The sequence below is a fragment of the Parvimonas sp. KA00067 genome, assembly GCF_001553085.1.
Classification (GTDB): Bacteria; Bacillota; Clostridia; order Tissierellales; family Peptoniphilaceae; genus Parvimonas; species Parvimonas parva.
The window spans coordinates 184,072-206,690 of the sequence record NZ_KQ960152.1 but is presented as its reverse complement, the minus strand read 5'-3'; the positions used below and the strand labels follow the sequence as shown (position 1 = coordinate 206,690).

Genomic DNA, 22,619 nt, shown 5'->3' with positions numbered 1-22,619 from the left:
TTTTTCTTTGTACTCTCAAAGTTTCTATCACTATATGAAATTTTTAATGTTTCACAACAACCATTACATTATACAACATTTCTGTTTGGTTGTCAACACTTTTTTGAAAGTTTTTTTAAAAAAATTTTTAATTAAATTTCCAAAAAAAGTGACCCAGCTCTCACTGGGTCTTTATTATATCAATTATTTAATTTATTGTCAACACTTTTTAAAGTTTTTTTCTAAATTTTTTGACTTTGTTAATTTTTTTATGAAATATGATTTTAATTAAAATAATGATAAATTTAATTTAAAAGATTATTCATCTATGTGTTTTGTTTTCAAATTTATTTTCTTTATATTAGGTTCATCAATTTTTATAAAGTCAGTCAAGTTTTTTTCAAACTTTTTCTCATCATCAGTTATATAGAATGTATTTTTATTATCTTCCAATTCATCATTTAGCAAATCATTCTCTTCTAAATATTTTTTCATTTCAATAGCAGTTTCTTTTGCAGGATTAACAAGTTGTATTGTTTCTCCTACAACTTTTTGGATTGTCCTTTCTAATATAGGATAATGAGTACAACCCATAACGATAGTATCTACTTCTTTTTCAATTAATTCATTCAAATAGTATTTTGCCGTTTCAACTGCTATACTACTTTCAGACAATCCCTCTTCAGCTATCGGTACAAATAATGGACAAGCCTTCGAATAAACTGTATTATTTTCATCTTCTAGCTTTATACATTTTTCATAAGAGCCACTTGAAACCGTTGCATTTGTTCCGATAACTCCAATTTTTTTATTTTTAGTAATGAAACTTGCCATTTTACTACCAGGAACAATAACACCAAGTATATTCATATCAAACTTTTCTTTTAATAATTCAAGCGCAACTGCAGAAACGGTATTACAAGCAATAATTAACGCTTTTATATCTTTTTTATCTAAAAATTCAATACATTCAGTTGAAAATCGCTTTATAGTTTCTTCACTTCTATTCCCATAAGGCACCCTAGCCGTATCTCCAAAATATAATATCTTTTCATTAGGTAAAATTTTCATCAGTTCCTTAACAACAGTAAGTCCACCAATACCCGAATCAAAAACGCCTATCGCTCTATTATCCATATTATCTCTCCATCGCCTTTACTTTAAAAGTGTTCTTATAAATCTTCTTAAAATAATTATATGCAAATTCTATATCTTTATCATTTTTAAAAATACCAAATACAGTAGGCCCCGAGCCACTCATAAGCGACTTAACACAACCAAACTCATACATTTTATCCTTTATCGTTTGAATTTCAGGACAGTATGAAATAGAAACTTCTTCCATTGTATTATATAGGGACTCAAAAAACTTATCATAATCTTTCATTTTGTATATTTCAATAAGTTTATCAACATTTTTACTATTGCCGGTTGGAACAATATTTGAATATACATAAGGAGTTGAAATTTCAACTTCATTATTTACAATAAGTACATTTGTAGTTGGCAGACTATCAAGAATTTCAAGTTCATCACCAATTCCTCTTGTTCTCGCAGTTTTTCCAACAAGCAAATAAGGAATATCTGCACCAACACTTCTTCCAATTTTTTTTCTGTCTTCCAAAGTCATATTAAGGTTCAAAAGCTCATCTATCATTTCTATAACAACGGCTGCGTTTGTACTTCCTCCAGCAATTCCGGCAGATACAGGTATGTTTTTTTCAATATGTATAGAAAATTTTTCATCAAATTTATATTTTTCCCTAATTACGTTGTAAACTTTATAGACTAAATTTTTTTCATCTAATGGAATATTTTTAGAATTAGAAGTAATTTTAAATTCATCAGCTATTTCAACAGTAACTTCATCATACAAATCCACAATCTGCATAATTCCATCTATATTGTGATAACCATCTTTTCTCTTTTCGATTACATCTAAAGTCAAATTTATTTTTGCATAAGATTTCTTTTTCATAAAATCACCTTTATTAATTTATTAAACATAACTCATTTTAAAATATTTTACCACAAATTTAAACAAAAAACAAAATTAAAAAAATACTACATAAACTGTTGACTTATTTTAAAATAAGTGTTATACTTTTGTTAAGTAAAATATTAGCACTTAGCATTAAAAGTGTTTTACTTTAAAGAATAACATAACCTATATCACTCATTATAATTTTGATGAGTTACTCTCTCCGAATTTACGGTGTACCCCCAAATCACCGTAACACTTAAAAGAAAGCGTAAAGCTTTCTTTTTTTGCACAAAAAATTCCATTAAAATCTAATGGAATTTTTGTTTTTTCTATTGTAGAACAACAAAGTTACTGCTACTCCAACCTTATGTTAATCATCTTATAAGATTTAGAAGTATTATTTTCCCATAAGCGATGCACCTAATGCCCCTGCAAATCTTCCTAACTCGTGTGTTTCTACTTTTTTCCCTAATAATTTTTCTAAAAGTTCTACCATATAGGAATTATTTGAAAATCCTCCGGTTAAGAAATACAAATCTGCCTCATTTCTAAATTTTCTTGTCTGTCCAACAACTTTATTTGCTATTGAATGAACAACTCCACTTGCTATATCTTCTTTAGGTCGTCCTTGTCCCATAAGGGAAATAACTTCAGACTCTGCAAATACAGTACAAGTCGAACTTATCGGAACAGGATTACCTATTCTTGACAATTCAAACATTTCATTTAAAGTAACTCCAAGTCTATTGCTCATAACTTCCAAAAACTTACCAGTTCCAGCTGAACATTTATCGTTCATTATGAAATCACTAACTAGACCGTTTGAAATATTTATAATCTTTGTGTCTTGCCCTCCAATGTCGATTACATCACAATCTCTTTTCAACAAAAACATCGCACCTTTTGCATGTGTTGTAATTTCTGTAACAACTCTATCGGCATAGGGAACGGATACTCTCCCATATCCTGTTGCAACAACATAGCAATTGTCAACATCAAAGCCTTTTTCTGTCAATTTTTTATAAATTTCTTCTGAAGTTTCTTTACTATTCCAACCTGACGGCATCAAAATTGTATGAACTATTTCTTGTTTGTCTTTATCAAAAACAACAACTTTTGAGGCTGTTGACCCTATATCTATACCTATATTCATTATATCATCTCCAAAAATGCTTCAATTCTGGTTGAAACTTGTCCCACATCAGTCATAGAATAATCAGATTCTATATACATATATGGTTTACCTTTTTCTTCTGTAACAAATCTTTTTACCTTTGTTGATTCAACAGCAAAAGTATGACAAGCCTGAAGTACAATTTCAATAACAGCATCAACTTGATATTCATCTATCAACATATCCAAATCTTTAAATCTCTTTTTGTTCGGAGACATAACAGAACAACTTAAATTAAGATATTTTTTAGCTATCGCATCTATCGGATTATCCATAGTTTCATCAATAAGCTCAAGTTTTTCACGAACTCCAGAGCAATTTTCATAGACAACAATATCAGCGCCTGCATTTTCTATTGTAGTCAATATTTTTTCACGAACTCCACCAACAGGACAACCTGTTACTAAAATTCTAGGCCTACTACTCTTTTTACCCTTCAATTCTTTTTCCCACATAGCATAGAGTTCTTCTGTCTTTTCAACAAGAGCCTTATTTTTTGCTTCTCTATCAAAATTAAAACCAAAAGCATCTTGAGTTCCACTCATTGTAACTCCACTTAAAGGAGATGGATTAAGTTTTCCAAGCTCAAAAAATCTTCTCAAGTTTCTTCTTTCCTGATTTCCGATTTTTATAGCATCCCACAATTTTTCATCAGTAATTTCAACATTAAAAGTTTCTTCTAATCTTCTTTTTAATTTATAAAGCTCATTTGTCCAAAGTTTTAAAGATAATTCATCAGTATTGTTTTGTGGAAGTTGCATAACGTGAACATCTTTAAATTCGCCCATTAATTCATACATTTTTTTCTTTCCATCACAAGTCGTTTCTCCAATAACAATATCTGAAAAATAAAAATATGGGCAAGTATCACTTACAGCAAAACCATAGCTTGACTTTATAAGCGGACATAAGTTCTTTGGTAAATCTCTTTCTGCATATTTTATAGAATCTTCTGTTGTGGCACATAAACTAACCGGAATAAGTCCTCCTGCATAGATTATTTCTTGAGGAGTATATGTACAAAAAATGCCTGCAACTTTTTTACCGGATTCTTTTAATTCTTTCATCTTTAAAAATCCATTTTTTTTGGTTTCATTGAAATCGTCAAAATTACTCGGAAGTTTAATATTTTCTTCTTTCATTTCGTTTCTCCTTTCTCTATTTGAAATTTATCATAAACAAAAAAGACGAGCCACTAACGAACCCATCCTTTTTGCTTATATCGGAATATTATATGAAAACGCTAAGTTGTAAAATTTAATACGTCTAATATATGCTTTCTATGTTCGATGAATTCATCACTATTTCTATTTCTTGGATATTCCATATCAATCTTTATGTCTTCCTTAATAATACCAGGTCTTGGAGCCATAACGTGGTTCCTTTTTCCATTGTTCTTATAAATCTTTTGCATTCAAATCAACATCGGCAATAGTCATAGTCGCTTTCTTTTCTTTTGTTTTCTTCGCTGTATTGATATCAGCTCTCTTTGCAGTTTGTCCACAAGCAGACAAAACTAATACGGACATCAATAAAAGTCCTATACTTCTTTTTTAATAAATAACCTCCAAATAATATCTGGTCAAAAACTTTGTTAATTTATGTATTAATCTTATTTAGTATTTCACATATTTTTGACCAACTCAATTATATCATATTAATAAATTAAGTCAATATTTCATTTATATTAATTATTTATGGAAAACAAGCTATTTATTAGCAAAGTTTATGAAATAGTTTTACCTTATAACAAAAAGTAGATTAATACATAAAAATTTGTATAATAAAAAAATATTATTAAATTGAAAAAGGCACTGCTTAAACAGCGCCTTTAATCTTACTTTTTCAAAACTACGATATTTTTAAATTCTTTTGAATTTTCTTTTATTTTGTTTGTATTTCCAACTACAACAAATCCATCTTGACTTAATACTTCGTCAATTACTTTTCCAAGTTCTCTTAAATCTTCCAATTTTGTATTTAAAAGTTGTCCTAAATATAATTCCAATTCTTTTTCATCTGAACCGGTTATATACATAACCATTGAAGTATATCCTTTGTGTTTTGGAGTAAGCAATGGATTGAAATCTTTTACCAATGAAATTTTGAAACTTTCCAATTCTTCTTCTGTTATTTCCATTTCTGAAACATATTTTCCAACGGAATTAAATGTTTCTTTCGTAGATTTCAAGTTAGGGTCTCTGTAACTGAACATCAACATTTCACTATCACGAGTTATGCTAAGTCCTGCTCCATAAGCTCCACCAATCGCTCTAATATTATTGTGCATATGAGTTGTGCTTAAAATTTTTGATAAAAGTGAAAAACTTCCGGAGTATTCAATGCCTAACTTTTTCAAATCTCCTGCAAATGTAACGTAATTTACATCAGAAGAAGTTGCAATTCCCTCTTTTAAATTTTCTCTTTCAAATGTGAAATCATAAGAAATATCCTCAAATCTTGGGAATTCTTTTACACATTCAACAAATGCTTTTTTGATTTCTTCAAAGTTTTCTTCTGTTGTGGTTATATTTACAATAGTTTCGTTTTGTTTAAACATTCTATTGTAAACAAATTTCATTTTTTCTAGAACATTATCAATTCTGTCATCAAAATTTTCAGCCAAATCTTGAATAAATTTCAAATAATCAAGCCCTTTAAATCTTTCATCATAACAAGCCTTATTTGAAAAATATGATTTTGCTCTATTTATTCCATACATATGACCTGCACCAAGAACATCTTGCTCCAATTCTCCCTTGATAGACAAAACTTCTTCTTTGATTCTGTTCTTATCTGTAAAAATTGTTTCTTTTAATAAAACTTTTAAAAGTTCAACTGTTTCTTTTAGTTTTTCACCTAAGAATTTTACACTAACAACAAATTTAGGAACAAATTTTTCCCTGTTTTTCGCATTAGTCAAAGTTGTAATAGACGTTGAAACTCCACCACAACGTAAGAATGTTTCAACTGAAAAATCTTTGTAAGTCATTGATTTTTTATCCAAAGATTTAAGTAAATTTTCAACAAGTGAAAGATATACAATTTCATCTTTTGAAATATGTTTTAAGTCGAAACAAATATCGACATAATTAATTCCTGAAGTGAAAATATTATGTTTTAAAACTGTTATATCTTCAATTTTTTCAACTTCGTTTGGAATTTTTAATGTTTCCTTATCAATATCTTCTATTTTTAGTTTTGGAATAGTCGCCTTTTGCTCTTCAGTACTTTCCGTTTGTTGATATTCAATTAAATTCTTTGTATTTTCAATTATTTTTTCGATTTGAATTTGACTTAAAGAGTCTTTATATCTCTTTAACCATTCTTTTTGGGCTAAATCTTTTTTGTCATTAAGTCCGGCACTTGGAGAAAGAACGATGAATGCTTTATGATTGTTATTCAAAATCTTTTCTTCGATAACTCTTTCCAACAATCTGTTATTCAAAATATCTTCTCTAATTTCTGATAATGCCTCATCAAAAGTAAGTGAATCCATAGGACTGCCACCATATAACCAAGTATCAAAAATACTAAAGAAATATTCAACTCCGGCAGTTGTAGAATTCAAAAGTTCTCTTATAGAAAACTCTGTTCTATTTAAAACAGCGATTAACTTTTCTTTTCCAATTCCATTTTTAACAACTTCTCTTAATACATTTTCAACAATTTCTTTAAATTTATCTAAATATTCTCTTTCAGAATTTATAACATAAACTCCAAAACTTGAAAACTTTGTAGATTCCATTGAAATTGAAGATACATCTTCACAAATATTTGCTTTAAGTAATGCCTCTTTAAGATATGCACCTTGCATATCAACTAAAATTTCAGATAATAACTTTCCGATTATTCCGTCTTTTAGTCCATTACTTTCGCCGAAACAAGAAGAATAAGCTAAAAATGTTTTATTTTTAGTATCTTCATCTTTTGAAACGGAATATTCATCAAAAACATTTTTTGTATTTTCAAAAGGCTTTTGACTTCCTTCAAAATTATCTATTTTCTCTTTTTCAAAGTTTGAAAGATATTCTCTGTCTAAAAACTCAAGTCTTTCCTCCATATCACAATCGCCATATAAATAAATATATGAATTTGAAGGGTGATAATATCTTGAATGGAAATCACAAAAATTTTCATAAGTCAAATTTGGAATTTCATAAGGTTCTCCACCTGATTCCATAGCATAAACAGTATCAGGACAAAGTGCATTGTTTACTCTGTAATAAAGAGTTGTTTCAGGAACGGAATATGCACCTTTCATTTCATTATAAACTACACCTTTTATATTAAGTTCATCTTCAGCATTTTCAAGCTCATAATGCCAACCCTCTTGCATAAATATTCTTCTATCCTTTTTCATTACAGGATAGAAAACGGCGTCCATATAAACGTCCATTAAATTTTTAAAATCTTTTTCGTTTCTACTTGAAACGGGATAAATAGTTTTATCCGGAAAAGTTAGAGCATTTAAAAATGTAGCCATACTAATCTTTACCATATCCATAAAAGGCTCTTTAGTTTGAAATTTTCTTGAGCCGGACAAAACACTATGCTCAATTATATGGCAAATTCCTGTATTATCTTTAGGAAGAGTTTTAAAACCGATCCCAAAAGTTTTATTATCATCATCGTTTTTCATCAAAAAAACTTTTGCTCCGGTTTTCTCGTGTTCAAGTAAAACACAATCAGAATTCACATCTTTAATATGTTTTTCTTGTATTAATTTATATCCTTTATACATATTTCCTCCTATTTTTTGTTACTTATATTTTTACAATTAAAAAGTAAAATTATTACTTCGTAATAAACTCTAAAACTGCCTCTAAAGTTTTTTCCATATCAGCAATTACTAAATATTCTTCTATTGTATGAATCTTATACATTCCAACGCCTAAAATCACAGAATTAAATCCATTTTTCAAGTAAATATTACCGTCGCAACCTCCACCAATTTTAATTGGTCTTGATTTAACACCAACTTTTTTATAAGCGTCCAAAACTCTATTAAGCAAAATATTTCCGTCAATTTGTTTTAGTGGTGGATAATCGTACTCTATGTTAATATCGCATTTAACTTCAAAGTCTTTTGCAGTTTCTTCAAAAATATTTACATAATTATCAACATTTTCTTTTGCCTCATCTTCATTCAAACATCTAACTTCCATTCTGATTTTACAATCTTTTGGAACGACATTTGTAGGAAATTCAGAAACAATACTACCGATATTTGAAGTTGTATGGTCGTTAATTCTTCCTATCTTCATCTTTGAAATAGCATTACTCATTGCAACAATGGCACTTCTACCTTTTTCAGGCTCTATCCCTGCGTGAGAAGAAAGTCCCTCATAATGCACATTTATCTTATACATACAAGGTCCTTCAACTGCGACAGTATCACAGCCACCACCGTTATCAAGAACAAGCATATCCTTTGACGGCATAAAATCTTGTGGAATTTCTTCCCATTTAATTGACTTTGCACCCAAAAGTCCAACTTCTTCAGAAGGAGTTATAACGGCAAAGACATCGCTATGTGGTAAATTGCTTTCAACCAAAGATTCAAAAGTTTCTAAAATGATAGCAACACCGCCCTTGTCATCTCCTCCTAAAGTTGTAGCAGTTCTAGTTTTAACAAGTCCGTCCTCAACATAAACGTCCAAATCTTTTGAAGGCTCAACAACATCGATATGAGCAGAAAGAGAAATAGGTTTTAAACTTTCATCATCAGAATTTTTTTCAAGTTTTGCGATAATTACCGGAGTATTTCCACCATATTCACTTGAGTGGTCATGCAAAATATATTTAACTCCAAGCTTTTCCAATCTTTCTACTACATACTTCATAACATTTATTTCATTTCTTGACGGAGAATAAATTTTTACCAAATCTAAAAATGTATCTAAAAGTCTTTCCTTATTCATCTTAAATCTCCTTTAATTTTTCAATAATTTCTTCAAGTTTCATTCCTCTGCTACCTTTAACCATAATCAAAGTGTCTTCTGAAATAATTTCCCTAACTTTTTCGATAACTTCACCTTTAGTTTCAAAGTAGAAAAGATTTTTTACATTGAAATTTCTATTTGCTCCATTGTAAATTTCTTTTGCCAAATCCCCAACACAAATTACATAATCAATTCTATCTCTATCAATTTTTTCGCCTACATTAAAATGTAACTTTTCTTCATTTTCTCCAAGCTCCAACATATCGGAAAGAATTAAAATCTTATTTTTATATCCTTTCATAGTATAGACAGTTTCGATACAAGACATCAAACTTTGTGGATTTGACTTATAACAATCGTTCAAAACGTCAAAACTTGGCAAATGCATTAATTCCATTCTCATTCCTGTAAGTTTTACTTTTGAAAGTCCTTTTACAATACTTGCATAGTCCATACCCAAAAGTCCGGCAATAGTTATCGCAACCGAAACATTGTAGATTTGGTGTTTACCGATGAATGGAATACTATAAGCATATTCCCCTATTGAAAAACTACTTCCTGATTCGTCTGAACGAATTGGTCTAATGATTACGTCTGAATCTTCTCTAGTTCCAATCTTTATTACCCTTTGAGAAATTGAATATTCTCTTATAACTTCTCTTAAAATATCATCATCATTATTAAAAATGAAAATTCCGTCAGGCTTTAATCCCTCTAAAATTTCAAACTTTGCTCTTGCAATATTTTCCTTTGTTCCAAGCTCTAACAAATGGCTATCGCCAATATTAGTAATAACGGCTATATCCGGATTGGCAATATTTGTAAGAACACTAATTTCTCCGAAACGTTCCATTCCCATTTCCAAAACAATAGCCTCATCGTCCAAGTTCATTTCCATAATAGTCTTTGGAACACCGATTTCATTATTAAGATTTTTTGCAGTCTTATGAACTCTAAAATTTTCTTCTAAAATTGATGCTAAAATATCTTTTGTTCCGGTTTTTCCGTTTGAGCCGGTTATTCCGATAACCTTAGACTTTGTAGCCTTTAAATAGCTATTTGCAAGTTTTTGATAAGCCTTTAAAGTATCATCAACGACAATAATTCCTGCGTCAAGATAAGGAGTTGGGTGATTTTTATCCCACAAAGTTGCAATCGCACCTTTTTTTATAGCATCAAAAGTAAAAGTATGTCCGTCATACTTTGCTCCAACAAGTGGAATAAAAAGATTGTGAAGTTTTATATCACGAGTATCTGTTGAAACTCCCTCTACTATTACATCTTTCATACTTGTAGTAACTAAATTTCCACCAACTATTTTAGCGATAGTTTCCAAAGTTGCTTTTAACATAATTACCCCCTATTTGTAGTCAAAGAATCTTTTTCTTTTTTATTTTCAATCGCAAGTTCGATTAATTCATCCAAAAAATCACTATAAGTTTTATCAAAAGTTTTCATATACATTGCCGGAGCCATAGAAACAGAAGTCATTCCCGGAATTGTATTAATTTCATTTACAAGCATTTTTCTGTCGCTATCTCTAACAAAAATATCAACTCTTGCAAATCCCTTACAGTTTGTAACAGCATAAGCTCTCTTTGCAACGGATTGAATTTCTTTAATTTCTTCTTCTGATAAATCCCAAGGAATAATATGGTCAGTTGTTTCATCTAAATATTTTGCCTCATAGTCAAAAAACTCACGAGTAACCTTAACTCCACCTGGCAAACTTGCTTTTAAAACATTATTTCCCATAACTAAAACTTGAAGTTCATCTCCAACAACTGCCTCTTCAACCAAAACTCTAGTATCAAACTTAAATGCTTCAATCAAAGCTGATTCTATTTCTTCCTTTTTGTTTACCTTTGTAACACCTACACTTGAACCAGCATTACAAGGCTTAACAAAAGAAACTTCTCCAATTTTTTCTAAAATATTTTTTATTTGTGCATCTTTATCTTTATCAAACTCATACTTTGTAACCAAATAATATTCAGGTTGTAAAATTCCATTACCCGCAAAAACATCATTCGCAGTTCCCTTGTCCATACAAACAGCAGAAGATAAAACATTATTTCCAACATAAGCAATATCCATTATATCGAAAAAGCCTTGAATAGTTCCGTCCTCTGAAAAAGTTCCATGCATTGCAGGGAAGAAAATTGCATTTTCATTTACAAAGTCATTTGCAAAAAACTTTGAAATAGAATCACAAACAGCCCCACTTCCTTCAAGTACAATTTCACTTTCATTTTCAATATTTTTTGTATTTTCTCCTAAATAATTCCAACGACCACATTTATCGACATAAATAGGAAATATTTTGTACTTATTTCTATCTAAATTATTTATAACGGACTTTGCAGTCAACACAGAAATTTCGTGTTCTGCACTCTTTCCTCCATATAGTAAATATAAATTTTTCATAATAAAACTCCTTTTTAAAAATATAAAATATCACTCTATAGTATAACATAAATTGAGATTTTTTCATAATTTAAGAATTATTTTTCATTAAAAAAGTGATTTTAAAACAAATCACTTTTTTAAAATTAATATTATATTTTAAATTATCTAAACAATAATCAATAAACATCTAATTCTCAACTTTTCTATTTATTATTTTAAATTTTCCATCTCTTGATTTCATAAAGTATGAATGTACTAGGTAGAGTGAAAAATTCAATATTATCATCATAATTGATATATATGTGATTGGGTGCAATTTACAAGCCACTTCTTTAAAGATTGGTGGTTCTGATAGGAATGCATAATTGCAATTTGTAAAGTTGTTAAAGATTATTATAGCTATGTGTAAAATATTCGTAAACACAAAAACTTCCATATATTTTTGGAATGAAATTTCTATTTCTTCAACAAAGAATATATAACAGCTTACCCAAAGCAAGAATATATGTCCGACAAAGAAACTTATCCAAGTATAATGCGGGAATATAAATTTATCCAGCTCTGGAGATAGTAATGCAACTATTGAGCCTACAAAACCTAAATAAATTCCGATTCTTTTAGCTTTGTTGCTATCAAAAAACACTCCATATATCAAGCATATAATCGCAACTCTACAATCATATAACGGTAGGCTTGTTTCTATTGAAAATGAGCCACTTGTTAGATACCATGTATATAATATAAATTGTTGTAAAAATAGTATAATCACAAAAATCTTTAAAATATTTTTATTGCTATTTTTAAATGTATCTCTATGTCTATAAATCAAAATTGCACCTATAAAGGCAATCAAGACAAGTGAAATATGTGTTGTTCCATATTTTACTATATCTCGTCCTTCAGGTTCAGACCTAAAGAAATAAACTATAAAATCTAAAAATCTTTCTAAAAAATTCAAATCTAATCTCCCTTACTAAAAGACCATGCGTTTTTTATCTGTGGTTTTAATCTTTCGAAAGTCCATGTATCATTTGTATTTTGTGGGCTGTTTGGGTCATTTATTATAAAATTCCCTTGTTTATCAACCCCAACTAATACAATATAATGTCCGATTGTTGAAAAATCTCCTTTACCAACATTAACAATTATCGGTCTTCCACTTTTTAATTCGTTTTTATAAACTTGTTCATCATTTCCTACTTCTTTTACTGTTAGTCCATATTTTTTAGGAACTTCAGTAAAATATTTCCAACCAGTACCTGCTCCCTCTGCATATTCTTCATACTTTGCAAGTTCAACAGGCGTAATGGAATTATCTTTTGAAAGTCCTGAAACTACCATAGCCATACAAGTTGGGCCACAACCATTTATCGCTATATTTTCATCAGTATATTTTTTTTGTCCCCAACGTCTATCCCATTGTAAATAGTATGGAATACTTCTTTTAAAGGAAACACTTTCTCCGGTAAAATTATCTATAACTTTATTTTCTAATTTATCTTTTACAAAAAGTTTAGCAGATGGATTTCTGTAAAGCAAAGCTAAATACCCGATACTAAGTTTATTTTCGCTTTTTAAAATTTCTTTAATGTCTTTATCAGTGGTATTTTTTAACCCGTCACGAATAATCTTTTCGTTCAAAAGATTAATTTTATTTCCACCATTAACTTTAGTTGTCAGCTTTTTTACATCTATTCCATTTGCATTTAAAGTTGTGTCTGTTTTGGTTGTAGTTTCTTCTTTTTTTGTTACATCAACTTTAATTTCTTTTTTAGAAAACGCAAAATTAAAAAACACAAATATCCCAAAGGTATAAAGTGCAAGAAAAACACCAAATTTTACTAACTTATTTTGTAAATTAGAATTCACTGGCTACTCCGTAATCGCAAGCATCTTCTTTGCTTGGTCGCTTGTAATTAATGCATCTATCATATCAGAAATATCTCCGTTTAAGAAACTGTCTAATTGATAAATAGTCATATTGATTCTGTGGTCTGTAACTCTTCCTTGTGGAAAGTTGTATGTTCTAATTCTTTCAGACCTATCTCCTGAACCTATTTGTGATTTTCTTGCATCAGCAATATCTTTATTTTGTTCTTCTTGGTATTTTTCATATAATCTTGACTTCAAGATTTTCATTGCTTTATCTTTATTTTTAAGTTGTGATTTTTCATCTTGACAAGTAACAACAAGTCCTGTCGGTATATGTGTAATTCTTACTGCAGAGTCTGTTGTATTTACACATTGTCCACCGTTACCACTTGCTCTATAAACGTCAATTCTAAGGTCATTTTGATTTATTACAACGTCAACATCTTCAACTTCAGGTAAAACTGCAACAGTTGCAGCAGAAGTGTGAATTCTACCACTTGATTCAGTAGCAGGAACACGTTGAACTCTGTGAACTCCACTTTCATATTTTAACTTTGAATATGCTCCTTGACCTTTAACTAAGAAAACTACTTCTTTGATACCTCCGACACCTTGTTCGGAAATACTCATTATTTCAGTTTTCCATCTTTGTTTATCAGCAAACATTCTATACATTCTTAAAAGATCCTCAGCGAAAAGTCCTGCCTCATCTCCACCTGTACCAGCTCTAACTTCCATAAATACGTTCTTATCATCATTAGGGTCTTTAGGTAACAATAGGATTTTTAATTCTTGTTCTTCGCTTTCGATAGATTCTTCAAGCATCGAAATTTCTTCCTTAACAAGCTCTTTCATATCCTCATCTAAGCCTTCTCTTAACATTTCCTTGTTTTCTTCAAGTTCTTTTTTATGTTTAGAATATTCTTTATATTTTTCAATGATTGGTTTCATATCTCCATGCTCTTTAGCAAGTTTTTGCCAAACATTCATATCTTTCATAATTTCAGGGTCTATAATCTTTCTTTCAAGCTCCTCAAATTTTTCAATTAATAATTCTAATTTATCAAACAAAATATATCTCTCCTTTTAAACTTACAACTAATTAACTTATATTATATCACAATTTCTTTATTATAAGCAAATTAATGTAATAAAAAAGTTTTTCAACAAAAAAAGCTGTTATAAACTAATTATAAACAGCTTTTCTTTCTCTTTAATACAAAACCCTCTCCCAAAATTGGTATTAAATAATTTATCTAAAATTTTATTTAGACTTAACATTGTTAAGCATGCTAAGCATTCTTTGAACTGGAGCTTTTGAATTCATCATTCTTAATGCAGATCTAACTCCGTTAGCATCTTCTTTACCAATCTTTTTATTTTCTTCTAATCTTTGTAATAAGCTTCTAATTTTTTCTTTTAAAACAAAAAGTTCTTGATTTTGCTTTTCTTTTGTAGTAAATGCATCTTCTGATTGTGTTCTGGCTTTTTCAAGAATTTCCCTAACTTTTTCAACACTTTGTGCTTTTTTTACTTCGTCAGCTAATCTGTTTCTTTTTTCGTTGTCAAGATGAGTTTTTGAAATCATAGAAACAACTTCTTTTTTATATCTTTCTAATCTTTCAGCTTTAATTTGTTCCAGAGTTTTTACCTTAGCAGGTGTTGTTACTCTTGGAGTTTGAAGCTTATTTAATAAGTTCTTTAAAGCATATTCTGATCTCATCATCTTTGATGCGTTTTTAATTGCATTAGCATCATTTTGTGATATTTTGTTGTTCTTAACTGCCTCATCGGCTTTTTGTTCAATTTCAGTTCTTAAATCTGAAATACTATAGACTTGTGCATTAGTTTGTTGTGCACCAAAAGCAAATGCAAATCCACACAATACTGATACCAATCCAACTGATAATTTTCTGGAAAGATATTTTTGTTTTGTATTTGCATTTTCTCTAGATATAATTTTCATATAATCTACCCCCTAAAATATTTTTGTCACAAAAGCGACCTCGTACATTTTAAACCCCTAACCTTAAAACAACCTTAAAAATATAAACAAAATTTAAAGCAAAAAAATAGCTATGTAAAAATTTTACATAGCATATCTTCCTAATAAATTTTAAGTATGGTATTTGCGTTCTAGTTGTAAGGTCTGTTATTAGTGTGATTATATCTATTTAAATTAATTTAAAATTCAAATACTATTTTAATGTACTTCCTTTATACCATTGTATGTAAATATTATTTATATACAAAAATATTTTTTATCTTTCAAATCCCTTCCCAACTATTTTGTTGGGAAGTAGATTTAAAAATTTTGACTCTTATAGCAAAGCTAAGGAAGTGAAAGAGTCTTTAAATTTATTTGAACACTGTTTGTTCTTGAACATCAGTAGCTAATGATTCTAAAGCTAATTTTGTTCTTGAATAACGTAATTTGTATTGTTCTTCCTTACTTGTACTAGGGTCTCCTAGTGGATAAGGAATTGAGATTGTTGGAACAATTCTGTTTGTACCAACTGTCATTGCAACTGGAACTAAGTTACACATTTGTACGATAGGGATTCCCGCCTTTTCGATTTCTTTTACTATCGTTGCACCGCAACGTGTACAAGTACCTCAAGTAGAAACCATGATACAACCGTCAACTCCAGCCTCTTGAAGTTTAGCTAACATTTCTTGTCCCATTCTCTTTGCTTCTGCTTGTGTAGTTCCTGTTCCTACTGTTGAATAGAAATATTCATGTAGTTCTCCAAAAACTCCTTCATTTTTAAGGTCAACTAATACGTCCCAAGGAACGATTACATTAGGGTCAGCATCTGCAGCTGCAGGGTCAAATCCGGCATGGATTGTTTTAAACTCGCCACCTTTTAATCTTTCCATTGATGAACAGTCATAACGTCCCCATCTTGTAGCTGATGCAGATTGAATTCTATCAGGGTTATCAACAGGAACGATACCACCTGTATTTAATACGGCGATTTTAGCTTTCTTTAAATCTTTTAATGGACTTGCTATTGGTACTAAATCTTTTTTAGGAATTGGAAGTTCTGTAACATATTCTTCTCCTGCAATTTTCTTAAGTAACATATCAACTCCACGTCTTGATGCTGAAACTGGTTCTTCTAACCAAACTTGGTGTCTGATTCCTCTTTCAAAGTAACCTTCAGCTTTAGCACCTTTAGTTTCTTCTCCAGCTAATAATTTATTTACATAAAGAGCCATTTTTTCTGTATCTTTTTTAACAAAAGCAGCTGAGTTTCCACCTTCAAAAACAGGCATTTTAAGTTTAAACATTTCAACTCCAGGGTTTTCAACATGCATTGAAGTTACAACAGGAACATTGAATTTTTCTTTTACTGCCTCACAGATATTTCCACAAGCAACACCGTAACGTCCGGCTTGGAATGCAGGTCCTGCAATAAATACATCAAATTCTAAATTTTCTAACATAGCTAATATTTCATCTATAGCATCTTGTGTGTTAGAGCCCATATAGTTATCTCCACAAATAACTGTATGAGTAATTTCAGCGTCTAATTTTGCTTGTAATGCAATACCAGGGCCTACCTTTCCTTCTTTTAATTCAGGCTTGAAATCTGCCCTTTCTTCTCCACCAATACCGGCAAAGAATTGATTTATATAATGAATTGCTTTTTTCATACTTAACACCTCTTAAAATTCCTTCATAGTTTTTACAGACCATCCTGCAATAGCATCTCCACAGAACATTGCATTATCTTCCATAATTATAGAACCGTCTTCTTTTACTGATGAGCCTAAAATTTCGTCAAATGCCCAACCACCTGATAAACCATCTCTTGCAAGAGCCTCAAGTTCTCCGATAACTTTTTTTCTTGGTGGTAATTTAATTAATTCAGAAACATTTCCTGAAGAAACTAATGCATTAGCTTTTTCATCTAAAACTACAAGTGGTTGTGATGCACCATCACGTCCAGTACATTCATTACTGATACCTACTGTCTTAACTCCGATATCTTCTAAAGCTACGATACATCTAATGTAGTCAGTATCAGGGTTACCATAACCTTCTTCAGTTACGATAGCAGCCTCTGCTCCTAAGTATTTAGCTATATTAGACATTATGATTGCTGAACGTTCTTTTTGGTCTAAAGCAACATTTAAGTTTGACATTATAACTCCAACAAAGTTGATTGTCTTTCCATGTTCTTTGTAAAGTTCTCTAATTGTTGGGAAGTTTTGGAAGTCATAAGTTGACCATTTTGATGAACAAGGCATAAAACTTCCTGAAATAATTGCTCCGTCAAGAACTTCGCAAGGATTCATAAATGTTGGTACAAAGTGGTTCATATCCCAACCATAAATTAAGTCGTTATATCCCATTTCTTCCATTTGTGATTGTGGTTGCATTACTAAAACAACTTTTGGCAAACTATTTACCTTTTCACTTCTATTTAAAACCGGGTCAAATTCAAAAACTTCTGTTTCATCAGGATTTAATTCTTTTACAGTTTGTCCTAAATATTCAGCAAATTTGTGAGTTGCCCATCTAATTGCTCTATTTTTCTTTTGTTGTTCATGTCTTTCAAACTCTTCATCAGTGTCGGCAACGATACAGATATTGATTAATTGTCCGAAGATTGTATATTTTTGTCCTTCTCCACACATATCAATTAAACCGTCACCAAAACTTCCCCAGTGCATACCAACACCAAGAACACTTACACCTTTAAGCGCATGAAGTTTTCCTTCTCCACAAGGAACAACTTCACCAGTTACTCCTGGGAATAAAGTTCTTCCGTCAACTCTAACTCTAGGTTCAACAGCCTCCTTAATAGGAACAATTCTAATGTCTTCCCCCGGTCTTGCGATTTCTATATCAACTTCTGTGATATGTTCGTCTTGTAAAATAAATTCACAAGCCTCTTTTTTATTAATTGTTAAAATTCCATTTTCAAAGAAAGTTTTATCTCCAAAAACTACATCTTTAACATGAAAATTACCGATTTCTAATTTCATATAAAGCCTCCTTATTTTTTATTAAAGTTTATTATTTATTATAAATTCGTCTGTTTTCAACGCCTTTACAAGTGAATACATACTAAATAACATTATAAATGCAAATGGAAATGCAGCTATAATTGATATAGTTTGTAGCATCTTTAATCCATTTGCTGAGCCTATCATAAGTGATAGTGCAAGTGCTGATTGAACAACTCCCCAAATAGTTTTCTTTGTATTTGTTGGGTTTAAATCTCCTTCTTGTGATAACATTCCTAAAACGAAAGTTGCAGAGTTTGCAGATGTAATGAAGAATGTGAAAAGAAGAATTATAGCAACAAATGATAAAATAGCTCCAAGTGGTATATTGTTCATAACAATGAAGAATGCTGTCGCTGAACTCTTACTTGCCTCAAGTAAAACTTCTCCGGCTGTTGCAAAGTCAATTCCGGCAAAAATTGAGAACCAAATGAACGATACGATTGTAGGCACTAACATAACACCTGCAATAAATTCTTTTATAGTTCTACCTTTAGAAATTCTTGCAATGAAGATTCCTGTAAATGGAGCCCAAGCAATCCACCATGCCCAGTAGAATACTGTCCAATCTCCAAACCAAGAACTTTTTCCAAAAGCTCCAACTTCTAATGAATTTTGAACGAAGTTTTGAATATAAAGTCCTGTTCCTTCAACAAAAGTTCTTAAAATCTTAACAGTTGGCCCAAACAAGAACGAACCTGCAAGTAAAACTACAACCAAAATTAAGTTTAAGTCTGAAACAGCTTTAATTCCTTTTTCAACCCCTGAAATTGCTGTCCAAGTGTAAATCAAAGTAATTGTAACAACTAAGATAATTTGAACCATTGGAGTTTCAGGAATCTTGAACATATAATTAAGTCCACTGTTGATTTGTTGAGTTCCAAGTCCTAAAGAAGTAGCCATTCCTGCTGCTGTTGCAAATACAGCTAAAATGTCGATTATTTTTCCTATTGGACCCTTAGCTCCTTTTTCTCCTAAAATAGGAATAAATATACTACTTATTAAGCCCGGTTTACCTTTTCTAAATTGCATATAAGCAAGTCCTAAACCTAATATACAGTAGTTAGCCCAAGGATGAAGTCCCCAGTGTAAAAATGATTTTGTAATAGCAAACTTAGCTGCCTCTTCTGTCATTCCCTTACCATACATTGGATTTAAATAATGACTTAATGGTTCAGAAATGCCAAAGAATACTAAACCGATTCCCATACCTGCTGAGAATAGCATAGCGAACCAAGATGAATTTGAAAATTCCGGTTTTGAATCATCTCCACCAAGTTTTATGTTTTTATACTTACTAAAAAAACCAATCCAAATTGCAAAAACAATAAATGAAGTCATAGTAAAAGTATAAAACCAGTTAAAATTAGTAGATAAGAATTTAAAAGATGCGTTACCGGCAATTTCAAATGATGATGGACTTAAAAAGCCCCAAAAAACGATTGCTAACGTCAATGCTATTGATGCATAAAACACAGTATTATTTTTTTTACTCATTTTTTTCTCCTTATTTAATTTTAAAAAATTTCTCTTAAAATACTTTTTAAATTTAAGACACAAGAAATCTGCAGAAATTTCTAATATGTACTTTCGATACAAAACAATTATTTTTTAACTATAATCATTTTATAATCGTGATTATTTTTTAATCTGCAATAAATATAACATAAAATTTAATCGTTTGCAATAGTTTTTTATTAAAAAATTAATTTTAATTTTCTATTTTTTGTTTTAACGTGATATAAAATTAACAAAAATTTGCAAAAATAATTTACACAAAAGACTTTTACTTAATGTATTTAAAGCGTAAATTTGATATTATTAAAAAAATATGTTAAAATAATATTTCATAGAGGAGATAAAATATGAATGCTTTAGATAAAAAAATGATACAAAAAACTAGAATGGTAAAATACTTTGTTGATGCCACAATAGATATAATAGAAAAAGATGGATACGAAAGTGTAACCATAAGAAAAGTTGCTGACATAGCAGGATATAATAGTGCAACTATTTATAATTATTTCGACAACTTAGAACATTTATTATTTTTTGCATCTATGCATTATTTAAGAGAATATATAGATGGAATTCCAAGTTACATAAAATCCGCAAAAGATTCAAGAGATGTCTATCTCTTAGTTTGGCAATGTTACATAGACTGTGCGTTTAGAAAACCGGAAATCTATTATACAATATTCTTTTCAAACTTAAAACAAGATTTAGAACAATATGTAGAAAGTTATTACAGTTATTTTCCTTTAGACGTAAAAAAATATCCTAAAGTTGTTAGAGAAATGCTTTTATCTAAATCTATAAAAACGAGAAGTTTTAACTTAATGCAGGCTTGTGTTGAAGAAAAAATTGTATCTAAAGATAGAGCAGAAATGATTGACAGTTTGATAATTTGTGTATTTGAAAGTATGCTTTTAAAAGTATATAGAGGAAGTATAAATTCATCTGTTGCAAAGGAACTTGTAAATAATTATATAGTTGAAATATTTGACAAAATGAGATAAGCAATTATCTCATTTTTTTATAAAAAAATGAGGGCTTAGCCCTCATTAAAAATATCATATTACTATTTTTTTTCTTCTACTTTTTCTCCGTTAGCAGCTTTAACATTTTTTACATAGTTTTCAGCAGCTTTTCCTAATTTAATAACTTCAGCTTTATCCATTTTATCTTCTTTTACAGAAGAGATTAATGAAGCGTATTTTTCTTCAATACTTTTCTTATCTGAGTCTTTTAAGTTAGGAATTGATAATTCAACAGCTTTTTGTTCTTCTAATGCTTTGATTGTAGCATTTTTTTCTTCATCAGAAGCCTTTTCCATTTTCTTTTCTTCTTTTTTGTCTTCTTTCTTTTCTTCTGTTTTTTTAGTTTCAGCCGGTTTTGATTGACAAGCAACCATTGAACCCATTAATAAAATAGCCATAGCAGAAATTAAATATTTTTTAATTTTCATATAAATACCTCCTAAAAATCTTCATCCATCAAGCATTATACTATAATAAAGTTTTTTTGTCAATCGTTTTTAAATTATTTCTTCAACAAGTTCTGCAATTTTATCTACTGAAAAACCTTCAGCAATTTCTTTCATATTTAACGCCATATACTCTACTTTTCTTCTATTTTTGTAGAATTTTTTTATTTCTTTTACAACAGATTCAACACCATCTGCATAAACCCCAATTTCTTCTTCAACAATGAAGTTTTTGTTTTCTTCTTCATGTCCCGGAATAAAGAAAGGAATTATAAGTGGAATATTTTTAATTATTGCCTCCGTAACTGTAAGTCCACCCGGCTTTGTAATCAAAATTTGATTTTCTTCCATAAGTCTTGCAATTTCGTTTGTATAACCTAAAACTTCAAGTCTGTTTTCATCGATAAATAAGCTATATTTTTTTTCTAATTTTTCTTTTAACTCTTCGTTTCTACCACAAACCATTGTTAGCTTTACGTCTTTTGCAATATCTAAAATTGGCATAATATAATCGGAAAAATCGTCTATCCCCAAAGAGCCGAATACTGTTAAAATATTAAATCCGTCTTTTTTTTCATAATGTCTGATTTTAAAGCTATCGTCTATCGGAATTCCAAAAGCGCAAATTTTTTCTTTTTTTATTCCGTCCTCAATCATTTTATTTTTAGTAAATTCACTTGCGACTATATAATAATCTACATAATCACTAAAATACATTTTGTGAGTTACATAGTCTGTGATAACTGAAATAAACGGAACATCATAATATTCTTTTTGTTTTATATGCTCCATAACCCCTATTGCAAAAACATGAGTTCCTATAACAACATTAGGCTTTTTTTCTTCCAAAATCGGCAATATCTTAGAACTTAATATATTTAAAATCGGTTTTGAAAAGACATTTTGATGCGTAGTTAAATTTGTCCCCTTGTATATAAGTCCATAAATTTCAGGTGTCTTCGTTACAATTCCTAAATATCCTCCAACAAGCAAGCTGTCCAATTTTTCAGAAATTTCTTTTAACAAATCTATTTCTTCTACTTCAAATCCTCTTTTAACAAGTTTCTCTTTAATATTATTTGAGGCTTTATTATGTCCACCACCAAATGACGCTGTTAAAATTAATGCTTTTTTCATTTTAACCCTCACTTTATAAAAAGAGTCGGAAAAATTTTCCGACCCTTAAATTCTATTCTTCTACTGTTTCAACTTCTTTAACTTCTTCAGTTTCTTTTACTGTTTCTTCAGTTT

Annotated in this window: 20 protein-coding genes; 1 reads left to right on the top strand and 19 read right to left on the bottom strand. The window is 29.9% G+C overall.

What is annotated here, in order from left to right:
• Positions 1-297: 297 nt before the first annotated feature.
• From murI to HMPREF3181_RS07190, 17 genes are all read right to left on the bottom strand, one after another.
• Positions 298-1,116, bottom strand: a complete 819-nt coding sequence (murI, locus tag HMPREF3181_RS07265; protein WP_068475152.1) for a glutamate racemase — start codon at positions 1,114-1,116, stop codon at positions 298-300.
• Position 1,117: 1 nt separating this feature from the next.
• On the bottom strand, positions 1,118-1,957 hold the full coding sequence (gene ispE, locus HMPREF3181_RS07260; protein WP_068475149.1) for a 4-(cytidine 5'-diphospho)-2-C-methyl-D-erythritol kinase: 840 nt from the start codon (positions 1,955-1,957) through the stop codon (positions 1,118-1,120).
• Between the two features lie 403 nt (positions 1,958-2,360).
• A complete protein-coding gene (locus HMPREF3181_RS07255; protein ID WP_068475147.1) occupies positions 2,361-3,116 on the bottom strand; it encodes an acyl-CoA dehydratase activase in 756 nt (251 codons plus the stop codon).
• Positions 3,116-4,279, bottom strand: a complete 1,164-nt coding sequence (locus HMPREF3181_RS07250; protein ID WP_068475145.1) for a double-cubane-cluster-containing anaerobic reductase — start codon at positions 4,277-4,279, stop codon at positions 3,116-3,118. The genes HMPREF3181_RS07255 and HMPREF3181_RS07250 overlap by 1 nt, the downstream gene beginning before the upstream one ends.
• A gap of 101 nt (positions 4,280-4,380) precedes the next feature.
• Positions 4,381-4,509 (bottom strand): hypothetical protein, encoded by a 129-nt coding sequence (locus HMPREF3181_RS08070; RefSeq protein WP_255353745.1) that lies wholly within the window; start codon positions 4,507-4,509, stop codon positions 4,381-4,383.
• Between the two features lie 25 nt (positions 4,510-4,534).
• Positions 4,535-4,666 (bottom strand): hypothetical protein, encoded by a 132-nt coding sequence (locus HMPREF3181_RS08065; RefSeq protein WP_255353744.1) that lies wholly within the window; start codon positions 4,664-4,666, stop codon positions 4,535-4,537.
• Positions 4,667-4,974: 308 nt separating this feature from the next.
• Positions 4,975-7,881, bottom strand: a complete 2,907-nt coding sequence (locus tag HMPREF3181_RS07245) for an insulinase family protein (protein ID WP_068475143.1) — start codon at positions 7,879-7,881, stop codon at positions 4,975-4,977.
• Positions 7,882-7,933: 52 nt separating this feature from the next.
• Positions 7,934-9,061, bottom strand: a complete 1,128-nt coding sequence (locus tag HMPREF3181_RS07240) for a M20/M25/M40 family metallo-hydrolase (protein WP_068475140.1) — start codon at positions 9,059-9,061, stop codon at positions 7,934-7,936.
• Between the two features lies 1 nt (position 9,062).
• Positions 9,063-10,433: a UDP-N-acetylmuramoyl-tripeptide--D-alanyl-D-alanine ligase gene (murF, locus tag HMPREF3181_RS07235; protein ID WP_068475137.1), complete on the bottom strand. Its 1,371-nt coding sequence runs from the start codon at positions 10,431-10,433 to the stop codon at positions 9,063-9,065.
• Positions 10,434-10,435: 2 nt separating this feature from the next.
• Positions 10,436-11,509, bottom strand: coding sequence for a D-alanine--D-alanine ligase family protein (locus HMPREF3181_RS07230; RefSeq protein ID WP_068475134.1), 1,074 nt, complete (start codon positions 11,507-11,509; stop codon positions 10,436-10,438).
• A gap of 169 nt (positions 11,510-11,678) precedes the next feature.
• The gene (locus tag HMPREF3181_RS07225) at positions 11,679-12,449 is read right to left on the bottom strand and encodes a YwaF family protein (protein WP_068475131.1); all 771 of its coding nucleotides are present in this window, start codon (positions 12,447-12,449) and stop codon (positions 11,679-11,681) included.
• A gap of 2 nt (positions 12,450-12,451) precedes the next feature.
• Entirely contained in the window at positions 12,452-13,360 is a 909-nt protein-coding gene (locus tag HMPREF3181_RS07220) for a C39 family peptidase (protein ID WP_068475128.1), read from the bottom strand.
• A 3-nt stretch (positions 13,361-13,363) separates the two neighbouring features.
• Positions 13,364-14,434, bottom strand: a complete 1,071-nt coding sequence (prfA, locus tag HMPREF3181_RS07215) for a peptide chain release factor 1 (RefSeq protein ID WP_068475125.1) — start codon at positions 14,432-14,434, stop codon at positions 13,364-13,366.
• Positions 14,435-14,627: 193 nt separating this feature from the next.
• Complete coding sequence (locus HMPREF3181_RS07210) at positions 14,628-15,329, bottom strand: YSIRK-type signal peptide-containing protein (RefSeq protein WP_068475121.1); 702 nt, start codon at positions 15,327-15,329, stop codon at positions 14,628-14,630.
• Between the two features lie 392 nt (positions 15,330-15,721).
• Entirely contained in the window at positions 15,722-17,023 is a 1,302-nt protein-coding gene (gene grdH / locus HMPREF3181_RS07200; protein WP_082713934.1) for a betaine reductase selenoprotein B, read from the bottom strand.
• A gap of 12 nt (positions 17,024-17,035) precedes the next feature.
• Positions 17,036-18,361, bottom strand: a complete 1,326-nt coding sequence (locus tag HMPREF3181_RS07195; protein ID WP_068475112.1) for a glycine/sarcosine/betaine reductase component B subunit — start codon at positions 18,359-18,361, stop codon at positions 17,036-17,038.
• 21 nt (positions 18,362-18,382) lie between these two features.
• Positions 18,383-19,879 (bottom strand): BCCT family transporter, encoded by a 1,497-nt coding sequence (locus HMPREF3181_RS07190; RefSeq protein ID WP_068475109.1) that lies wholly within the window; start codon positions 19,877-19,879, stop codon positions 18,383-18,385.
• 368 nt (positions 19,880-20,247) lie between these two features.
• Between HMPREF3181_RS07190 and HMPREF3181_RS07185 the strand changes: the two genes are divergently transcribed.
• A complete protein-coding gene (locus tag HMPREF3181_RS07185) occupies positions 20,248-20,901 on the top strand; it encodes a TetR/AcrR family transcriptional regulator (RefSeq protein WP_068475106.1) in 654 nt (217 codons plus the stop codon).
• A gap of 62 nt (positions 20,902-20,963) precedes the next feature.
• Here HMPREF3181_RS07185 and HMPREF3181_RS07180 read toward each other — a convergent pair whose 3' ends face one another.
• Together HMPREF3181_RS07180 and HMPREF3181_RS07175 are read right to left on the bottom strand one after the other, a co-directional pair.
• Positions 20,964-21,350 carry a hypothetical protein gene (locus tag HMPREF3181_RS07180; RefSeq protein WP_068475102.1) on the bottom strand — a complete coding sequence of 129 codons (387 nt, stop codon included), beginning with the start codon at positions 21,348-21,350 and terminating at the stop codon, positions 20,964-20,966.
• Between the two features lie 69 nt (positions 21,351-21,419).
• On the bottom strand, positions 21,420-22,505 hold the full coding sequence (locus HMPREF3181_RS07175) for an MGDG synthase family glycosyltransferase (protein ID WP_068475099.1): 1,086 nt from the start codon (positions 22,503-22,505) through the stop codon (positions 21,420-21,422).
• Between the last annotated feature and the right edge of the window lie 114 nt (positions 22,506-22,619).

Coding starts and splice junctions, on each gene's coding strand:
- HMPREF3181_RS07250 (WP_068475145.1), bottom strand. CDS start 4,279: ATGAAAGAAGAAAATATTAAACTTCCGAGTAATTTTGACGATTTCAAT.
- HMPREF3181_RS07175 (WP_068475099.1), bottom strand. CDS start 22,505: ATGAAAAAAGCATTAATTTTAACAGCGTCATTTGGTGGTGGACATAAT.
- HMPREF3181_RS07180 (WP_068475102.1), bottom strand. CDS start 21,350: ATGAAAATTAAAAAATATTTAATTTCTGCTATGGCTATTTTATTAATG.
- HMPREF3181_RS07195 (WP_068475112.1), bottom strand. CDS start 18,361: ATGAAATTAGAAATCGGTAATTTTCATGTTAAAGATGTAGTTTTTGGA.
- HMPREF3181_RS08070 (WP_255353745.1), bottom strand. CDS start 4,509: ATGGCTCCAAGACCTGGTATTATTAAGGAAGACATAAAGATTGATATG.
- HMPREF3181_RS07190 (WP_068475109.1), bottom strand. CDS start 19,879: ATGAGTAAAAAAAATAATACTGTGTTTTATGCATCAATAGCATTGACG.
- HMPREF3181_RS07240 (WP_068475140.1), bottom strand. CDS start 9,061: ATGAATAAGGAAAGACTTTTAGATACATTTTTAGATTTGGTAAAAATT.
- HMPREF3181_RS07255 (WP_068475147.1), bottom strand. CDS start 3,116: ATGAATATAGGTATAGATATAGGGTCAACAGCCTCAAAAGTTGTTGTT.
- murF (WP_068475137.1), bottom strand. CDS start 10,433: ATGTTAAAAGCAACTTTGGAAACTATCGCTAAAATAGTTGGTGGAAAT.
- HMPREF3181_RS07230 (WP_068475134.1), bottom strand. CDS start 11,509: ATGAAAAATTTATATTTACTATATGGAGGAAAGAGTGCAGAACACGAA.
- HMPREF3181_RS08065 (WP_255353744.1), bottom strand. CDS start 4,666: ATGTCCGTATTAGTTTTGTCTGCTTGTGGACAAACTGCAAAGAGAGCT.
- murI (WP_068475152.1), bottom strand. CDS start 1,116: ATGGATAATAGAGCGATAGGCGTTTTTGATTCGGGTATTGGTGGACTT.
- ispE (WP_068475149.1), bottom strand. CDS start 1,957: ATGAAAAAGAAATCTTATGCAAAAATAAATTTGACTTTAGATGTAATC.
- HMPREF3181_RS07245 (WP_068475143.1), bottom strand. CDS start 7,881: ATGTATAAAGGATATAAATTAATACAAGAAAAACATATTAAAGATGTG.
- HMPREF3181_RS07185 (WP_068475106.1), top strand. CDS start 20,248: ATGAATGCTTTAGATAAAAAAATGATACAAAAAACTAGAATGGTAAAA.
- HMPREF3181_RS07210 (WP_068475121.1), bottom strand. CDS start 15,329: ATGAAAATTATATCTAGAGAAAATGCAAATACAAAACAAAAATATCTT.